Origin of the sequence: Acidisphaera sp. S103 (genome assembly GCF_009765975.1) — a bacterium.
Classification (GTDB): Bacteria; Pseudomonadota; Alphaproteobacteria; order Acetobacterales; family Acetobacteraceae; genus Rhodopila.
This window is the reverse complement of record NZ_LMUJ01000030.1, coordinates 21,510-39,347: the sequence shown is the minus strand read 5'-3', so window position 1 is coordinate 39,347 and position 17,838 is coordinate 21,510. Positions and strand designations below refer to the sequence as shown.

Sequence of the window (17,838 nt, the reverse complement as noted above, 5' to 3'; positions counted from 1 at the left end):
TGGGTCAACCCTGGTTACGCGTCACCAGCCGCCCCGCCCGAGCTTCGGTCGCACCCTCACCGAACACATAGGCGGATTGGCCATTGACCCAGGTCTCCACGATCCCCTCGGCCACCTTGGTCGGCGCGTCGTAGGTCGAGGCATCGCGCACCGTGTCGGGGTTGAACAGCACCAAGTCGGCATAGGCGCCCTCGCGGATCACCCCACGATCGACCATGCCGAACACCGAAGCCGTGTGGCCAGTCATTTTCCGGACCGCTTCCTCCAGGCTGAACAGCTTCAGGTCGCGGGCGTAATGGCCGAGCACGCGCGGGAACGTCCCCCACAGGCGAGGATGCGGATACGAATCGTGCGGCAACCCGTCGCTGCCGATCATCGCCAACCGGTGCGCCATGATCCGCTGCACGTCGGGTTCGTCCATCTGGAAGTAGATCGCACCCGCCGGCACCAGCCGTTCGGCAGCTTCTTTCGGGTCGATCTGCCATTCCATCGCGATATCCGCCAGCATCCGCCCGGCGTATTCGGGATGCGGCACGGACCACGTGATCTGCACCGCCACGTCCTTGCGCAACCGGTGCGGCATCAGCACGGTCGATCCAGCGGCATAGGGATAGATGTCGAAATCCACCTTCTGTCCGGCCGCGCCCCGGTCGATTAGCGGCAGGGTCTCCACGCTGCGGCCGAAATTCTCCGGCATCGCGCATTTGTGGTGGCTGATGACCACCGGCACGTCGACGGATTTGCCGATCTTCAGGGCTTCCTCGATCGACAGCAGCACGTCGTTCGCCTCGTCGCGCATGTGCGTGACGTACAACCCGCCGGTGGCACGCAGAGCCTCGGCGACGGCGATCACCTCGTCCGTGGGGGCCATCATGTTGGGCGGGTAATAGAGGCCGGTGGAGAAGCCCGACGCCCCCTCGGCCAGCGCCTGGCGCAGGCGGGCCTGCATATGAGCGGCTTCCTTGTCGGAGGCAGCGCGCTGGGTATCGCCGTTCATCGCCTCGACACGCAACGACATATGGCCGATCAGCGCATAGGTGTTGACGGGCGAGGGATCGCGTTTCAGCCGGTCGGCATACTCGCCGAAACTGTCGTAAGCGAACCAGCTTTCGTCGCCCAGCAGATCCAGCGGCGGCACCGGCCGGGACTTCATCCGCACCGGCGACAGCGAGATGCCGCAGTTGCCGACGACGACGGTGGTGACGCCCTGCGACATCTTGCACAGCATGCATTCCGGCCCGCACAGCACTGCTCGGTCGTCGTGCGTGTGGGCGTCGATGAAGCCGGGGGCCAGCGCCAGCCCATCGGCATCGACGTCCCGGTCGGCCTCATGGCTGCCCAGGTCGCCCACCGCCACGATCCGGTCGCCGGTGACGCCGACATCGGCGGTGACGCGCGGGTTGCCCAGCCCGTCGAACACGGTGGCGTTTCGGATGATCAGGTCGCAGCGCAGGGCCATAAGCTTGTTCCGTCCGTCTCGTTCGTGGAATAGAGGCACAAGTTTACCCGGAGCCTGACGTCATGACCATCGCCGAACTGTGCCTCCTCGGGGCCGTCGTCCTGACGATCCTGTCGATCATGCCGGCCAAGCTGAGTGGCCGGCGGGAGTATGACAACGGCAACCCGCGTGACCCGAACTACTTCACACCGGGCCTGCGGACCCGGTCGCTGGGCGCGCACCAGAACGGGTTCGAGGCATTCCCGTTCTTCGCCGCCGCGGTGATCCTGGCGGAGATGCGGGCGGTCCCGCAGGGCAGGGTGGACGCGCTGGCGATCGCCTTCCTGGTCGCCAGGGTCGTGTATGTGCTGCTGTACCTGGGCGATCGCCCAAGCCTGCGGTCGATGGTCTGGTCGGTCGGGTTCGCGTGCAACCTGGCGATCTTCTTTTCGCCGATGTGGGCGGGGCGCTAGGGCCGTGGTTCAGGAGATCGGCGTGCCAGCAGCAGAAGCGTTGCTATGTGTGGGGCGTGGCGGATTTTCTGGGCGGATGCATTGGGGTGGGTTGCTTCCGTAAGGCATATATTGCGTAACCTTACCAAATGAACGGCACCAGGCGATACACCACCTTGTTCTGGTACTCCGTATAGCCGGGTAGATTAATCGCGAGGAATTTTTCCTCGTCGAAGAGCCGCCATATCAGTGCGGGCATCATGAAGACGACCGCGACCAGCCCCCATAACGAGCCAAGTGAGAGCGGTATGCCGATCAGATAGAAAACGGCGCCCATGTACATCGGGTGGCGCACCAGGGCATAGAGTCCGGTCGTTACGACTTCCTGTCCGGGCACGCGTTCGATGGTTGAGGATGCAAAGCTGTTTTGCTTGAACACAAAAAATATAGTGAGCATACCGAAAAGAATGAGACCGTCACCGACGGGCGGAACATATGGCCGCGCCGGCGACCAGGCAAAGCGATGGTCGAGAGCGGAGACAATCAGTATGGCGACAAACCCGATGGACGTAATGGTTTGGATGATTTTCTGATTTGTTTGTTTCTCCGAGGTTGGACCGGCTTGTGTCCGGCGGCGCAGGAGTTCGGGATCATGTTTCATCAGGTATAGGGTGGTTGCCAACGCCGATCCGCCGAACACGGCCAGGAACACCCATGCCTGCCAGTAGTCGAGTGTCCAGGCGGGCAGGAAGAGCAGCGCTGCCATGGCGAGAAGCACGAAAACAAGGCCGCTGAACGCTTTCCTGGTCGTGTTTTTCATCTCACGATGGCGGCGCTGCGGTCAACCGCACCGTTTCCAGTGTGTTCGCATTCTAACCGGCTCGGGGCAGGGTTCGGGATGTCGAGGAACAATACGGTGATCTTTGCCGCGACGAAGCCGAACTGGGCCAGCCCGCACAGCCCGCCGCTGTAGCTGCCGGTCGCGTCCTTCATGACGCCGACATACCAGGGGCCGAAATGGCGTGCAACCTGGCGATTTTCGTCTCGCCAGTTTGGGCGAGACATTGATGACGGTTCGTCAAAATTGTGCGTGCAGTCGCAAACCGAAGACCGAGACGGGGCCTCGCTGGCGGTTGTAGGCCGGATCGTTGATGAACTGATAATCGGCGGTGGCGTGGGCGAAGCCGAACAAGGCGAGGCTGTAATATGCTTCGACGATCTGTTCGGGACCGGCTTGCGGCAACTGGCCGTCGCCGATAATGCCGCCCAGTCCGCCGGCCGCGAGATATTGCTTGCCCTGGTGCGAGATCAGGTTGATCGCGCCCGCCAGGCCAACCGTGTCGTCCGGGCGGCCCCAACTGGACCCGGCCAACGACAGTCCGGCCGATACCGACTCGTTGATGTCGGTGAAGTCGACTTCCTCCACGCTTCCCTGTGTCCAGCCGGCGCGCGCGAAAACGCCAAGGTCGGGGGTGATCTGCTGCTCCAGGTTCAGTCCGATGCCGGCTTTGCTGCGATAGTTGCGTACCGCGGCGGTCGAGGGCGGTTGGCCGTTCGCCGCGGCCAGCGCGAGCGCGTCGTCATAGGATCCCAAATCGCCGCGAATGAGCCAGTACAGCACCTTCAGCTTGCCGGGCTGGTTCCACAGCGTGTGCCGCTCCTCCAACTCGGCGACGAACTGCGCTTGTGAAATGAAACGATTGTTCAGATACTGGCTGTTCGGAACGACAGACAGGTCGAACAGACCGACCCTGGCGGTCCACCAGTCCTGATACCACTCGGCCGCGGCGCCATAGGTATAGCCCCATGAATTGGCGGCGTAGTCGAAGGTCCCCAGGTCGATGATCGACCAGTTGAGAAAGTCGTTGCGGGGATCGTGGGCGTATTTGTTGGTATCGAATATATCGACGACCGAGAATTTTCCGACCGTGAACACCAGCCGGTTGGCGGTCTGGCTGCCGCCCAATTGGTTCAGATCGGGATCGACCTTCTGGGTCGCACCGCCGAGATCGATCGTCTGGCGGAAGAATGCCCGTGGCATCTGATAATAGGGCGACGCCTGGCCGAGTTTATAGGCCTCGCCGCTGACATAGCCCGCCACGCCGAACGTCTGGCTGAGGCCGAAGCCCTGGTCGATCTCGGGGTTGATCCAAATCTCGGCGCCGTGCCAGGGCCGCAGCCCGAAATAGAGCGTTGCGTCGACCGTTTCCCGGCCGTTGGCGGCAGAGCTGAGGCTTTGCGGCCCTTGGTACGGGGAACGAAATGCCGGCTGGAGCAGCCATGTCGTCGTGGTCTGGCCATGAACGGCCCAACTCTCCTCCAGCGGCATCGGGTCGCTCGGGGCCGGCGATGGCTGGCTGTCGGACTGCGCCCGGGCGTGCGTTGGCACGGTTAAGACAACAGCGGCGATCAGCAGGAAGGCAAACGTTGCCCGGTGGGCTGTCTGCATTGAAACCAGGCTACGTACAGGCACCGAAATGCTACCCCGAGGCGATCACTGGTATGTCTTATGACGCCGTGATCAATACTCGGCAACATTTCTATTCCGGAGAATAATATCGGTATCTGGCAATATATATATAAGAAATACTATTTGCCGCGACGATCACTTGGGGTTAGGTTGTGCGCGCATTTTAAGATTCGGTGAAGGAATGGCTTTGGTTCGCCGTGCACTATTATGTTGCCTGGTGTTTGTCGTGTCCTGTTCCAGGACGGGTATTTCAGGTGGTTCGGAGGATTGGTCCGGAATTGGAACGCCGGACGGAGCGATGGTCCTGGTGGTCCAGGGCATGGCGAAAGGTTACACGAATACCGAGCTGACGCGGCTTATCAGGGCGGGGGTGGCGGAATCGTATCCGACCCGATGCGATGTCTCCCCAACGTTTGCCGTATCCGCGCCGCAAATGATCTGGCGTGTCGTCAATGACGGCAGAAAGCCGACCGCGATCGTCAGCGTTCGCGTGGTTCACAACGGAAACCTTGTTCGTTCTGCGTTTGCGAATGCCCCCGCGCCGGACGCGTTTCCGGACGCGGTGTTCAGATTCCAGGTGGCAAATCTCGCTCGACGCGTCTTAAAGCCGCCAACATCCGGGACGGCGCTCCACTGCTAGGCGACTGGCCGCCTGGATATCCGGCTATTCGGCCACCTGGGTCCGTACCGGGGCAGGGTTCGGGATATCCAGGAACAGCACGGTAATCACCGCCGCGGCGAAGCCGAATAGCGCCAGGCCATACAGCCCGCCGCTGTAGCTGCCGGTCGCATCCTTCATGAAGCCGACATACCACGGGCCGAAGAACCCACCGAGGTTGCCGATGGAGTTGATCCAGGCAATCCCCGCCGCGGCCGCCGGGCCGGTCAGGAACATGCCGGGCATCGCCCAGAACGGGCCTTTCGAGCCGTAGAAGCCGCAGGCCGCGATCGTCATCCCGAACAGCGCCCACCACGTTCCCATGGTCAGGCCGGCGATCACCAGGCCGATGGCGGACAGCATGCAGCCGGTGAACAGGTTCCACCGCCGTTCGTTCATCCGGTCGGAGACCTGGCCCCAGATCAGCTCCACGATGCCGGCGGCGATGTAGGGGATCATGGTCAGCCATCCCACGGTCATGTTGCTGGTGACGCCCAGCGACTTGATGATCTGCGGAATGAAAATCAGCATGCCGAGGCTGGCGGTGACGATGCCGAGATAATTCAGCGCCAGCATCAGGACTTTGAAGTCGACCAGCGCCTGCCACAGGCTCATGCGGCCTTTGGCCTCCTTGGTGCGCTTTTCGGCCTCCAACGTGCGGGACAGCCAATCCTTTTCCGGCTGCGTCAGGAATTTCGCCTGGGCGGGCCGATCGGTCAGGATAAACAGCACGGCGAAACCGATCAGCACCGTGGGCAGGCCCTCGAACAGATACATATGCTGCCAGCCATGCAGGCCCAACCAGCCGTCCAGCGACAGTAGGGCGGTGGACACCGGCGAACCCAGCGCGACGGCGATCGGCAGGCCGACCAGGAAGCCGGACACGACCCGGGCGTGGTGGTAACCGGGCAGCCAATAGGTGAAATACAGGATCAGGCCGGGCAGGAATCCCGCCTCGGCGACACCGAGGAGGAAGCGCAGCACGGCAAAGCTGTTGGTGCCGGTGACGAAGGCGGTGGCGGCGGCCAGCACGCCCCAGGAAATCATGATGCGGGCGATCCAAATCCGAGCGCCGACTTTCTCCATGATGACGTTGCTGGGGACCTCGAAGATGAAGTAGCCCCAGAAGAAGATACCGGACGCGAAACCGAACTGCGTGGCGGACATGTGCAGGTCGCCGCGCATGGTCAGGGCGGCGAAACCGACATTGATGCGGTCGATATAGGCGAGCAGGTAGGTGAAGATCGCGATCGGCAGCAGGCGCCAATAGATTTTCCGGATAGCCGATCGTTCAACCGCATCATCCACCACATTTCTCCCTTTTATCAAAACCCCCGCTCGGTTTTGTTGCGAAAACCGAGCGGGGGGATTGCGTTGTACGGGGATGGTTACGTGTGGATGGACAGTTGTAAAGATCAGTCGGCGCCGGCGGGTTCGGGGACGGCTTTGGCCGCGTCCCGGACGTTCAGGAAAAATGCGCAAACCAGTGCGGAAATCACGCACAGCAGCGCCAGGCCGTACAATCCGCCAGCGTAACTGCCGGTCATGTCCTTCATGACCCCGACATACCAGGGACCGAAGAACCCGCCCAGGTTGCCGATCGAATTGATCCAGGCGATCGTGGCCGCCGCCGCCGTGCCGGTCAGGAACATCGGCGGCATTGCCCAGAACGGCCCTTTGCTGCCGTAGAAGCCCATCGTCGCGAGCGACAGGCCCACCATCGACCACCACGTTCCCAGCATATAGCCGGCGATGAACAGGCCCACGGCGGCCAGCACACAGGCGCCCAGCAGGTTATAGCGCCGTTCGCGCATGCGGTCGGAGATGCGGCCCCAGACAACCAGCGAGATGCCGCCACAGATATACGGGATCATGGTCAGCCAGCCGACCGTCATGTTGCCGCTGTCGCCGATCGATTTGATGATCTGCGGAACGAAGATCAGCACGCCCAGGCTGGCGACGACGATGCCGAAATAGTTCAACGAAAGGAGTAGCACTTTCGGGTCGAACATCGCCTGTATAGTGCTGAAGGTCTTGACCGCTTCCTTGGCCTTGCGTTCGGACGCAAGCTTGGCGGTCAGCCAGTTCTTTTCGGCGTCGGTCAGGAATTTCGCCTGCTCCGGCCGGTCCGTCATCACGAACAATGTCACGACACCGATCAGGACGGTGGGTATCGCCTCGGCGATATACATGATCCGCCAGCCGCTGAGGCCGAACAGCCCGTCGAGACCCAGGATCGCGGTGGAAATCGGCGCACCGCCGGCGACTGCGATGGGCAGGCCGATCAGGAACGCCGAGACGATGCGTGCATGGTGGTAGCTGGGGAACCAGTAGGTGAAATACAGGACGATACCGGGGAAGAACCCGGCCTCGGACGCGCCCAGGAAGAAGCGCACAACGGCGAAACTGCTTGATCCCGTCACCATCGCGGTGATTCCGGCGAAAATGCCCCAGGTGATCATGATGCGGGCGATCCAGATCCTGGCGCCGATTTTCTCAAGGGCGATGTTGCTGGGAACCTCGAAGATGAAATAGCCCCAGTAGAACGTGCCGGCGGCGAAACCGAATGCCGTGGCCGACATGCCCAGATCGCCGCGCATCGTCAGCCCGGCGAAGCTGACATTGATGCGGTCAATATAGGCGAGGAAGTAGGTCAGGATCGCGAACGGCAGCAGGCGGATGTAGATTTTCCGCATCGCCGATTTTTCGAGGGCGTCGTCCATGGAAATCTCCCCGTTTGGCCCATGGGCGGCTTGATTGCCGACGTGTTCGGGCTCTTCTTAAATTTTTAGTAATCCTTTCTACGATACGGGGAAGGGCGCGAGCAACCATTTCGATTGCTCGCGTCGTCGTTTGATATTTGGTTGGTGTTTAGGCCCGCAATGCCTGCGTGGCGGCCTCATCCAGCGTGCCGGACGCGGTGACGGCGACGCGATAGTGCGCCTGGGCATTGGCGGCGGATACCAACCCGTCGCGGACGTCGCGGGCGACCAGGGCGGGATCGCGAGCGGTGGGATCGCCCATGCCGGCGCCGCCGGGCAGTTCCAGGATCAGGCGGTCGCCGTCGGGGATGACCTGCAGACCCTTGGTGCGCAGTTGCTTGCCGGATTTCTGCGTGACGCGGCCGGCGGCGCCGTTCAGGCCGCCCTCACGCCCGCGGGGCGCGTTGGCGACACGGTCGAAGCTGGCGTTGACGGCGAATTCCAGGTCACCCTTGGTGGCGATCTCCATGATCTGGCCGACACCGCCGCGCGTGCGCCCCGCACCGCCGGAATCGGGCTTCAGCTCCTTGCGCCAGATGACGACGGGGGCGACGTTCTCGGTCGCCTCCACCGGCATGGTGCGGACACCGGACGGGAAGGCGGTGGCGTTCAGCCCGTCCCGGGTCGGACGAGCACCGGTGCCGCCGGAATTGAAAGTGATGATCTCGAAATCGGCGACCACAGGCTTGTTGTGACGCGCCTGGCCGGAGATGGCGCCGCCGCCGCGCATCGGCGGGTTCCACAGGGCTGACGCACCCTCGGCGGTGACCCGCTCCGGAACCGCCTGGTGCAGGCAACCCATCATCAGGTCAGGCAGCAGATGGCCGATGACGTGGCGAACCGACACGGGGTAGGGGTGCGGGGCGTTGAGGATACAGCCGTCGGGTATTTTCATCCGAAACGGTGCCAGCGAGGCCCAGTTGTTGGGGATTTCCGGCGCCACCACGCATTTGATCCCGAAACAGGAATACGCTCTGCAATACGCCGGCGGAACGTTAATACCGCGTGACGACAGCCCGGAGGTGCCGGTGAAATCGACCTCGATCCCGTCGTCGAGAATGTCCATGGACGCGGCGAGGCGGACCGGTTCCTCGTAACCGTCAGAGTAAATTTCGTTCTGGTAGGTGCCGCGCGGAATCTTGGCGATTTCCGCCAGCGTGGCGCGATGGGAACTTTCGAAGATGAAGCCGGCCAGTGACTCGAGCCCGGTCATTTCGAATTCGTCCATCATCTCGATCAGCCGCTTGGCGCCGGCATCGTTACAGGCACACAGCGAATAGATGTCGCCCTCCAGCTCCACCGGCAGGCGCGACCCGGCTCGGATGAAGTCGAAAAACGTTTCGTTGGGTTGTCCTTCGGCGAAGCATTTGACGATGGGGATATACATGCCTTCTTCGAAGACCGACCGTCCCTCCGGTCCCATGCCGAGGCCGCCGATGTCGATGACATGCGCGGTGTTGGCGAACAGGCCGACGATCTTGCCGTTGTGGAAGGCGGGGGTGACGACGGTCAGGTCGTGGAGGTGGCCGGTACCGAGCCAGGGGTCGTTGGTGATGTAGTGGTCGCCTGGGCGCATGGAGGCTGTGGGGAATTTCTTCAGGAAATGACCCACGGATTCGGCCATGGAGTTGACGTGCCCGGGGGTGCCGGTAACGGCCTGCGCCATCATGTGCCCGTGTAGGTCGAAGATGCCGGCGGACAGGTCCCCGGCTTCGCGGACGGTGGTGGAAAAGGCGGTGCGGATCATGATCTGCGCCTGTTCTTCCACGACCGCGATCAGGCGGTTCCACATGATCTGGCGGTGGATTTGGGCGAGGGCGTTGGTTTCGTGGGACATGTTCTTAAACCCTCGTCATCTCGATATACCCCAGCCCATTGACCACCGCCGTCCAGCCGGGGCCGATCAGGGTGGACGTTTCGTCTTCCGTGACGATCGCCGGACCGGCGATGCTGGCCCACGGCACCAGGCCGGTTCGGTCGTAGATCGCCCAATCGGAGACTTCGCCGGTGGTGGTGTCCCGAACCGGCTGGGTCCGGACCGGTGCGGCCTCGGTCGTGAACAGATCGCCGGATCGTGGGGGAGGGGTCACGTCGTCCGTTACGGTGGTGACCACAACGGCGTAGCTCATGATTTCGACATCCGATCCGGGGACGGGGCGGTCGAAGAAACGGGCGTATTCGGTGTCGTAACGATCGCGGATCAGGGCGATGTCGTCCGGACCCAGCCTGGTGTTCGGCAGCGGAACAGGGATTTCGTGGCCTTGCCCGACATAGCGCATATACGCGGTGCGGGTTTCCACCGTGGGGGCGCCGAAGCTGCCCTTGGCGACGGCGGTTTCGGCCTCGACACGCATATCGGCCAGAAGGTCGTTCACCGCGGCGACGTCGAACGTCGAAAACCGCTGGTACAGGCTGCGGACGACCTCATACCCGACCGGCGCGCGCAGGAAGCCGATGGCGCTGCCGACGCCGGCGCCGGACGGCACCAGTACACGGTTGATGCCGACTTTCTCGGCGACGCGACAGGCGTGGACCGGGCCGCCGCCGCCGAAGGCGATCAGGGTGCGGCCTTCGTAGGTTTTGCCGGACTCGATGGCGTGGACCCGGGCGGCGTTGGCCATGTTCTCATCGACCATTTCCACCACGCCCAGCGCCGCCAGTTCCGCGGTCAGCGATAGTTTCGCACCGACATCGGCCAGCAGCGCGTCGTGCGCGGCGCCGACATCCAGCTTCATCGACCCGCCGGCGAAACGGGCAGGATCGTAACGGCCCAGCGACAAATTGGCGTCCGTCACCGCCGGATGGGTGCCACCACGGCCGTAGCACGCGGGGCCGGGATCGGCGCCGGCGCTCTCTGGGCCGACACCGATGCGGCCCATGGAATCGACATGCGCGATCGATCCGCCGCCGGCGCCGATTTCCACCATCTCGATCACCGGAATGCGCAGCGGCAGGCCTGATCCCTTGCGGAAGCGGCCGACACGCGCGACTTCGAACGTGCGGGCGGTTTGCGGCTTGAAGCCGTCGATCAGGCAGATTTTTGCTGTGGTGCCGCCCATGTCGAAGGACAGCACATTGTCCAGGCCGCATTCGCGCGCGATGTGGGCCGAGAAAATGGCGCCGCCGGCCGGGCCGGATTCAACCAGGCGGATCGGAAAGCGGCAGGCGGTCTCGATCGTGGTCAGCCCGCCGCCGGACATCATCAGGAACAGCGGCGCTGGGGCGCCGGCATCGTGCAACTCGGTTTCCAGGCGGCGCAGGTAGCTGGCCATCATCGGCTGCACGTAGGCGTTGGCGACGGTGGTGGAGAACCGTTCCCACTCGCGCATTTCCGGCGAGACTTCGCACGATAGCGACACCGGAATGCCCGGCAGGGCGTCGTGCAGGATGGCCTGGATGCGGCGCTCGTGAACCGGATTGACGAAGGCGTGCAGCAGGCCAACAGCGATGCTTTCCACCTTCTCGCGCTTCAACACGTCAACCAACGCGTGCACCGCCGCTTCGTCCAACGGGCGCAGGACCTTGCCGGTGTTGTCCAGCCGTTCGGGCACGGGCAGGCGCAGGTGGCGGGGGACCAGCGGCTCCGGCAGGACGATGTTCAGGTCGTACTGATCGTAACGGCTTTCGTTGCCCATGGCGATGACATCTCGAAAACCCTCGGTGGTGATCAGGGCGGTGCGGGCGCCCTTGCGCTCGATCACCGCGTTGGTTGCCAGGGTGGTGCCGTGGATGATCAGCTCGATGTCGGCCGGGGCGACGCTGGCGGCCTGGATGATGGTGCGGAAACCGTCCATGACGCCGCGTTCGGGGGCGGACTGAGTGGTCAGCACCTTGGCGGTGGTGCGTTTGCCGTCCTGCTCCAGCGCAAGATCGGTGAACGTGCCGCCGATATCGACAGCAAGACGGGCAGACTTCATCCGGAGTCCTTAGGGTGTGGTTGATGCGTCCCGGTTGGGTAGGACGCGGTTGGCCGGAGATTGCCGCGTCGCCGCGCTCCTCGCAATGACGGGCTTAACCCCCGAACTGGAACACGCTCGACGGCTCATCGGTGAAGTCCCATGACCGGCCGAGGTGGCCGACCATCTCCTCAATATAGGGCACTGTCGCGCAGAGCTGCTCGAAGTGGTTTTCGGGCACGGTCAGGCCGCGGCGCTTGCACATCACGGCGATCTCGTCGCGCCGCATGCGGCTGATCTCGGCTTTCGCTGGTTCGGGGACCGGCGGAGCGGGCAACAACGCAGCGTTCGGGTTCAGCACCGGGCGCCGCTGCCGCCAGGGGGTGGCGTCCTCATACGCCTTCGCCACCCGCAGCACCGTCGCGTCGGCGAACGGCCGGCCGACCACCTGCATCGACAGCGGCAGTCCGTCATCGGTGAAGCCGATGCACTGCACCAGCGCCGGGCTGCCGGTCACGTTGAACGGCGCGGTGATGTTGTTGTTGCGCCAGAAACTCAGCGTCCGCCACGCATCCAGCCGCGACGCTGGACCCGGCCCGGCGGTGACCAGCACGTCGTATTTCGCATACAGCGGCGCCATTTCGTCGATCATCACCCGGCGCTGGCGCGACGCCTGCATGTAGTCCGGCCCGCTGATCAGCAGAGCACCCAACGCTCGTCCCAGGAAATCGGCACCGAAATCGTTCAGGCGAGTCCGCAGGACGGGTTCGTGGACGGCGAACAACTCGGTCTCCGCGCCGGTGATCTTCACCGCGTGGTAGTCGGAGGCGGGACGAATACGAGCATCCTCGACGGTGGCGCCCAGGCCGCGCAGCACGTCGTAGGCCTGGTCCAAAGCGGCTTTCAGCGATGCGGGGACGGGGATGTCGTCCTCGTACAAATGCCGCAGCACGCCGATGCGCAGCCCCTTCACCCCGGCGGACAATTCCGCTCTGTAATCCGGCACCGGATGGCGGGCGCTGGCAGGGTCCTTCGCGTCATGCCCGGCGATCGCCTGCAGCATGATCGCGCAGTCCTCCACCGTCCAAGCCATCGGGCCGGCATGGTCGTAGCTGAAGCTATTGGTGAACACGCCCGACCGGCTGACCAGCCCATAGGTCGGCTTCAGCCCCACCAGCCCGCACAGCCCGGCCGGATTGCGGATCGACCCGCCGGTGTCCGACCCCAGCGCACCCGGCGCCAAACCCGCGGCGACGGCGGCGCCGGACCCGCTTGACGAGCCTCCCGTGGCGTATTCGCGGTTCCATGGGTTGCGAGCCGCCGGCCAGGGCAGATCGAAAGACGGCCCGCCATGGGCGAATTCATGGGTGGACAGCTTGCCCAGCAGCACCGCGCCCGCCTGGTGCAGCTTGGCCACCGTGGTAGCGTCGAACCCGGGCACATAGGTCTCGCGGGTGCGGGAATGGCACGTCGTGCGGATCCCGTTGGTGCAGTAGATGTCCTTCAACGCGAACGGAATGCCGTGCATCGGGCCGCGATACCGGCCGGCGGCGATCTCGGTCTCGGCATCCCGAGCCGCGTCCAGCGCCCGATCGGCCGTCACCAGCAGATAGGCGTTCAACTGCGGGTCATAGGCCGCGATCCGATCCAGGTAGGCCTGGGTCAGGTCCACCGGCGACAGGCGCCGCTGCTCGATCAAACGAGCGGCATCGGTGATGGAGAGGTGGTGCAGGTCGTCGGGCATGGCAGGTATCTCCGCACAGGAAACGAGCACTGCGCTTCCTCCCTCGCGGTCACCGCCGCGTTACCATGGCAGTTTCACCCATCCCGCCGCGTGCGCAAGGGCTAAATCACGATCGTGTCGCCTGACGTGCGGGATCGGCGGGAATCGCGTAGAACCATTATTCCAATCTGCAACCAAGGCGGTGTCGTGCGGCGAGGCAGTCTTCTGATGATCTGGGCCGGTGGCCTGGTGTTGGCGGTGGCGTTGTATGTGATCGGTCCCGATCGGTTCCTCGACGCCTGCTGGAACCTGATCGACGGGATCGACGCGGCGTTCCGCTCGCTGGTCGCGGCGCTGGGGGCGCAAACCTATGGCGTGATACGGGCGCTGGCGATCGCGCTGTACGTGGTGTTCGCGGTGCTGGCGTTCATGGCGTCGCAGCGTGGACACCGCGGTATCGGCGCGCTGGTGGTGGTCTCGCTGGTGTTCCTGGTCCTGGTCTGGCGGCCCTACGATTTCGCGCCTGCCCCGATCAGCCGCTGGCTGGCGGCGCTGATCCTGGTGGCGACCGGCGCTGCGGTGATGACCCAGCGCCTGAGCGCCGCGCCGTCCCGCCGTGACCAACCGCCGCCGCCCTATCCGCCGGGCAGGCGCGCACCGTGACTGAGGCCCCCGACGGTGCATCCCGCCCGCAGCAGGCGGCGAAGCTGGTCCTGTCGCTGCTGCTGACGGCGCTGGGGCTGTGGACGCTGCACCGGTATCTGCCGGCGCTGATCTGGGCCGCCATCCTGGCGATCGCCGTCTGGCCGCTGTACCAGCGCGCGGTGCGCCGCTGGCCGCCGGGCAAGCACAACATCCTGCTGCCGTCGGTGTTCACCCTGGGCCTGGCACTGGTGTTCATCATCCCGCTGATCCTGGTCGCCGTGCAGGCGGGGCGGGAGGTGCATGGCGTCTACGACAGCCTCGCCAAGGCCCGCACCGAGGGCATGCCGCCGCCCGCCTGGCTGAGCCACCTGCCGATCGGCAGCCAGCAGGCCACGACGTGGTGGGACGAAAACCTGACCAACCCCGAATCCGCGAAGGCGCTGCTGCAACGCGCTCGGGAGTCGTCGTTCGTGTCGAGCAGCGGCGAACTGGGCGCCAATATCGCCCACCGCATCGTGCTGTTCGGCTTCACGCTGCTGACTCTGTTCTTCCTGTTCAAGGACGGCGACCGCCTGGGCGACCAGATGCTGCGGGCCAGCGCGCGTGCGTTCGGACCCGCGGGGGAACGGATCGGCCGGCAGATTATCGCGTCGGTGCATGGGACGGTGGACGGGCTGGTGCTGGTCGGGCTGGGGGAGGGGTTCATCCTGGGCATCGGCTATCTGGTCGCCGGGGTGCCGCATCCCACTCTGTTCGGGCTGTTCACCGCGATCGCGGCGATGGTGCCGTTCGGCGCGCCGCTGGTGTTCGGCATTGCCGCGCTGATCCTGCTGGCGCAGGAAATGGTGGCGTGGACGATCGCCATCCTGGTGCTGGGGTTCGTGGTGACGTTCGTCGCCGACCATTTCGTCCGCCCGGTGCTGATCGGCGGCGCGACGCGGCTGCCGTTCCTGTGGGTGCTGCTGGGGATTTTGGGCGGGGTGGAGACGTGGGGGCTGCTGGGCCTGTTCCTGGGGCCGGCGATCATGGCGGCGCTGATGCTGCTGTGGCGGGAGTGGACGGGGCGGTAGGGGTTAGGCGGTGGGGCGCAACAGGGAGATGCTGGCGCGGCGGCCAGTGTTCGGCGGGCAGGCGTCGCCTCGATCATCCGGTCGGGTCCGGTGGAGACTATCAGCAATCGTCGTTCTGATATTGGGCGTCGTCGTTGCCGGCGGTCGTTCCAGGGCACAGGACCTTCATCCTGCAAATAGCTTCCGCGATTGTTCTGACTGCCCGGAAATGGTCGTCATCCCGGCCGGACATTTCCTCATGGGATCATCCGACGCAGCCACGAAGCGAGACCTGGCGATTGTCCCGCCTGATAACCCTGGCCTTTTGACCTGGCTGGGGCTCGATACGCGCTCAAGAGCGAGCAAGCTGTTCTCCTACGAGCATCCCCAGCATCCGGTTACGATTGCCAGGGATTTCGCGCTGGGAAAAGATCTCGTTACCAAAAGTGAATATTCTGTTTTTGTGAGAGAGACCGGATATTGGACGGAACCGTGCTGGAACGAGAACCGCCGCGGGCGTTCTGCCGGCCCATCGAACAGATGGTCGGACCCATGGTTCGACCAGACAGATCGTGATCCCGTCGTCTGCATAAGCTGGAGCGATGCGAAGGCTTATATTCTCTGGCTCAATGGGAAGATCAACGGCGCGGGGCCGAGGCCCAAGGATGGCCCATACCGTTTACCGACCGAAGCCGAACTGGAGTACGCGATCCGAGCGGGAACCCAGACCGCGCGATGGTGGGGGGATGGGATCGGCGGCAATCACGCGAAGTGCATGGACTGCGATGCCGCCACGAACCGGCTGGTGCCAGCGATTAGCGATGGCCGGATCGTCATGATTTATCCACGCTGTTGCGGTTCGTCTTACGAGAAGAAAACCGTCCCGGTCGATCGTTTCCCGCCCAACCCGTTCGGCCTGTACGATGCGCTGGGGAATGCGGAGCAATGGGCAGAGGATTGCTGGATGGATAGCTACCTGAACGCGCCCTCGGACGGCAGCCCTCACGAAAAGGAAGGCTGTACCACGAGGGTTGTGCGCGGTGCCTCCTGGCTGTCCGTTTCGTGGCATTCGCGCTCAGCGGTAAGATTGTGGCACGATTCTTATTCCGGTTCCAACAGTATTGGGTTCCGCGTAGCGAAGACGCTTCAGTGATTTGAACGTGGGATCGCCAGCCATTGGGTTTTGCTCTGGTGGCATTGGTACAGTGCTGTTTCACATCTGCGATCCGTCGGTGCTGTTGGCAGCCAAGCAATCAAGAATGACGCGGAGTTGCGCTGAGTTCACGCGGTGTTTCGCGGAGAAGAAATTTTTCGTCGGTCGCTCGTACGTCTGAATCGCGGAATATCCGCTACTGGCATCGAACCCGAAGGAGGGCTGGACACTACTTCGCGAAACTCCGCGCAAACACCGCCAACTCCGCGTCATTCTTGCTTGCTTTCCGATCTACCGGGATGATGCAGGGTTCACGGCCGCCAAGCGGTGGGTCGCGACGAGTATTTAACGGCATTGCACCAGGAGGACGACAATGACCGGCATGTACCCATTCGCAATGTTGCGCGCCCGTATGACGCCGGAAGCCCGATCCGAAGCCGTTTGTCTGCGGGAACAGATAGACCTTGATGAAGCGCGGCGCGACCAGAAGCTATCCCAGGCCGCCGCGTCGCATCACGAACCCTCCAGGATATCCGACAACGCCGACATCAGCCGGTCGATCTGTGCCTCGCTGCCCACGGTGATCCGCAGATAGTCCGAAATCCGGGGCGCGGTGAAATGCCGGACGATCACCGCGCGTTCACGTAATGCGGCTGCCAGCGCGGCGCCCTCATACCCCGGGTGACGCGCGAAGACGAAGTTGGCTGCGGACGGAAGAACCCTAAAGCCGCGTTGCGCCAGGCCCTCATTCAGCCGCCGGCGGCCGGCGATCACCTGCGTCCGGCTGTCCTGGAAATACGCCTCGTCCTCGATCGAGGCGATGGCGCCCGCCTGGGCCACGCGACCGAGCGGATAGGAGTTGAAGCTGTCTTTGACGCGGGTCAACGCCTCGATCAGACCGGCGTCGCCGATTGCATAACCGACGCGCAGCCCGGCCAGCGCACGCGACTTGGACATGGTCTGCACCACCAGCAGGTTCGGGTGGTCGGCGACGAGCGGAATGGCGGTCTCGGCGCCGAAATCGACATAGGCTTCGTCGATCACCACCGGGATGTCGGGATGGTCCGTCAGCAGCGTTTCGATCTGCGCCCGTGACAGCGCGATCCCCGTGGGCGCGTTGGGATTGGGCACGATGATCGCACCGGCCGGCCGACAATAGTCGGCGACACGCACACCCATCGCGTCGTCCAGCGGCACCGTTTCGTGCGCGATATCGAACAGCCGGCAATAGACCGGATAGAAACTGTAGGTGATGTCAGGGAAAAGCAACGGCGCATCGTGCTTCAGCAGAGCAACGAATGCGTGCGCCAGCACCTCATCCGACCCGTTGCCGACGAACACCTGCTTGGCATCCACCCGATGGTAAGCGGCCAACGCTGTTCGCAGCGCGACAGCCTCCGGATCGGGATACAGGCGCAGCGTGTCGGCCGCCTCGGTCCGGATCGCCTCCAGCACGCGTGGCGAAGGGCCGATCGGACTTTCGTTGGTGTTGAGCTTGACCAGGTCCGCCATGCGAGGCTGCTCGCCCGGCACATAGGGTTTCAGGGTGTGGGTCAGGCTGCTCCAGAACCGGCTCATCGATCGTGTCCATC

General features: G+C 63.8%; 15 protein-coding genes. 5 read left to right on the top strand and 10 right to left on the bottom strand.

Annotated features, from left to right (window positions below):
• Window positions 1-4 precede the first annotated feature (4 nt).
• Complete coding sequence (locus tag GSQ89_RS04090) at window positions 5-1,459, bottom strand: amidohydrolase family protein (RefSeq protein WP_158922306.1); 1,455 nt, start codon at window positions 1,457-1,459, stop codon at window positions 5-7.
• Window positions 1,460-1,521: 62 nt separating this feature from the next.
• Between GSQ89_RS04090 and GSQ89_RS04085 the strand changes: the two genes are divergently transcribed.
• Window positions 1,522-1,911, top strand: coding sequence for an MAPEG family protein (locus GSQ89_RS04085; protein WP_158922304.1), 390 nt, complete (start codon window positions 1,522-1,524; stop codon window positions 1,909-1,911).
• Between the two features lie 121 nt (window positions 1,912-2,032).
• Here GSQ89_RS04085 and GSQ89_RS04080 read toward each other — a convergent pair whose 3' ends face one another.
• The 3 genes from GSQ89_RS04080 to GSQ89_RS04070 are packed head-to-tail and all read right to left on the bottom strand — an operon-like array spanning window position 2,033 to window position 4,339.
• Window positions 2,033-2,710, bottom strand: coding sequence for an isoprenylcysteine carboxylmethyltransferase family protein (locus GSQ89_RS04080; protein WP_158922303.1), 678 nt, complete (start codon window positions 2,708-2,710; stop codon window positions 2,033-2,035).
• Window positions 2,707-2,955 carry a hypothetical protein gene (locus GSQ89_RS04075; protein ID WP_216856004.1) on the bottom strand — a complete coding sequence of 83 codons (249 nt, stop codon included), beginning with the start codon at window positions 2,953-2,955 and terminating at the stop codon, window positions 2,707-2,709. The genes GSQ89_RS04080 and GSQ89_RS04075 overlap by 4 nt, the downstream gene beginning before the upstream one ends.
• A 13-nt stretch (window positions 2,956-2,968) precedes the next feature.
• On the bottom strand, window positions 2,969-4,339 hold the full coding sequence (locus GSQ89_RS04070; RefSeq protein WP_158922299.1) for a carbohydrate porin: 1,371 nt from the start codon (window positions 4,337-4,339) through the stop codon (window positions 2,969-2,971).
• A gap of 319 nt (window positions 4,340-4,658) precedes the next feature.
• Between GSQ89_RS04070 and GSQ89_RS04065 the strand changes: the two genes are divergently transcribed.
• Entirely contained in the window at window positions 4,659-5,000 is a 342-nt protein-coding gene (locus GSQ89_RS04065) for a hypothetical protein (protein ID WP_158922297.1), read from the top strand.
• A gap of 24 nt (window positions 5,001-5,024) precedes the next feature.
• Here the strand turns inward: GSQ89_RS04065 and GSQ89_RS04060 are convergent, their stop codons facing one another.
• The 5 genes from GSQ89_RS04060 to GSQ89_RS04040 all read right to left on the bottom strand — a co-directional run bounded on the left by GSQ89_RS04060 (window position 5,025) and on the right by GSQ89_RS04040 (window position 13,420).
• Window positions 5,025-6,326 carry an MFS transporter gene (locus GSQ89_RS04060; RefSeq protein WP_158922295.1) on the bottom strand — a complete coding sequence of 434 codons (1,302 nt, stop codon included), beginning with the start codon at window positions 6,324-6,326 and terminating at the stop codon, window positions 5,025-5,027.
• A gap of 107 nt (window positions 6,327-6,433) precedes the next feature.
• Window positions 6,434-7,741: an MFS transporter gene (locus GSQ89_RS04055; RefSeq protein ID WP_158922293.1), complete on the bottom strand. Its 1,308-nt coding sequence runs from the start codon at window positions 7,739-7,741 to the stop codon at window positions 6,434-6,436.
• 148 nt (window positions 7,742-7,889) lie between these two features.
• Window positions 7,890-9,617 carry a hydantoinase B/oxoprolinase family protein gene (locus GSQ89_RS04050; RefSeq protein ID WP_158922291.1) on the bottom strand — a complete coding sequence of 576 codons (1,728 nt, stop codon included), beginning with the start codon at window positions 9,615-9,617 and terminating at the stop codon, window positions 7,890-7,892.
• Window positions 9,618-9,621: 4 nt separating this feature from the next.
• Window positions 9,622-11,697, bottom strand: coding sequence for a hydantoinase/oxoprolinase family protein (locus GSQ89_RS04045; protein ID WP_158922289.1), 2,076 nt, complete (start codon window positions 11,695-11,697; stop codon window positions 9,622-9,624).
• 94 nt (window positions 11,698-11,791) lie between these two features.
• Complete coding sequence (locus tag GSQ89_RS04040; protein WP_158922287.1) at window positions 11,792-13,420, bottom strand: amidase; 1,629 nt, start codon at window positions 13,418-13,420, stop codon at window positions 11,792-11,794.
• 207 nt (window positions 13,421-13,627) lie between these two features.
• Here GSQ89_RS04040 and GSQ89_RS39015 point away from each other — a divergent pair, with 207 nt between their 5' ends.
• From GSQ89_RS39015 to GSQ89_RS04025, 3 genes are all read left to right on the top strand, one after another.
• The gene (locus tag GSQ89_RS39015) at window positions 13,628-14,062 is read left to right on the top strand and encodes a hypothetical protein (protein ID WP_158922285.1); all 435 of its coding nucleotides are present in this window, start codon (window positions 13,628-13,630) and stop codon (window positions 14,060-14,062) included.
• Window positions 14,059-15,114 (top strand): AI-2E family transporter, encoded by a 1,056-nt coding sequence (locus GSQ89_RS04030; RefSeq protein ID WP_158922283.1) that lies wholly within the window; start codon window positions 14,059-14,061, stop codon window positions 15,112-15,114. Before GSQ89_RS39015 ends, GSQ89_RS04030 begins: the two co-directional genes overlap by 4 nt.
• A gap of 208 nt (window positions 15,115-15,322) precedes the next feature.
• A complete protein-coding gene (locus tag GSQ89_RS04025) occupies window positions 15,323-16,246 on the top strand; it encodes a formylglycine-generating enzyme family protein (RefSeq protein ID WP_158922281.1) in 924 nt (307 codons plus the stop codon).
• Window positions 16,247-16,759: 513 nt separating this feature from the next.
• Here the strand turns inward: GSQ89_RS04025 and hisC are convergent.
• Window positions 16,760-17,824, bottom strand: coding sequence for a histidinol-phosphate transaminase (gene hisC / locus GSQ89_RS04020; protein WP_158922279.1), 1,065 nt, complete (start codon window positions 17,822-17,824; stop codon window positions 16,760-16,762).
• Between the last annotated feature and the right edge of the window lie 14 nt (window positions 17,825-17,838).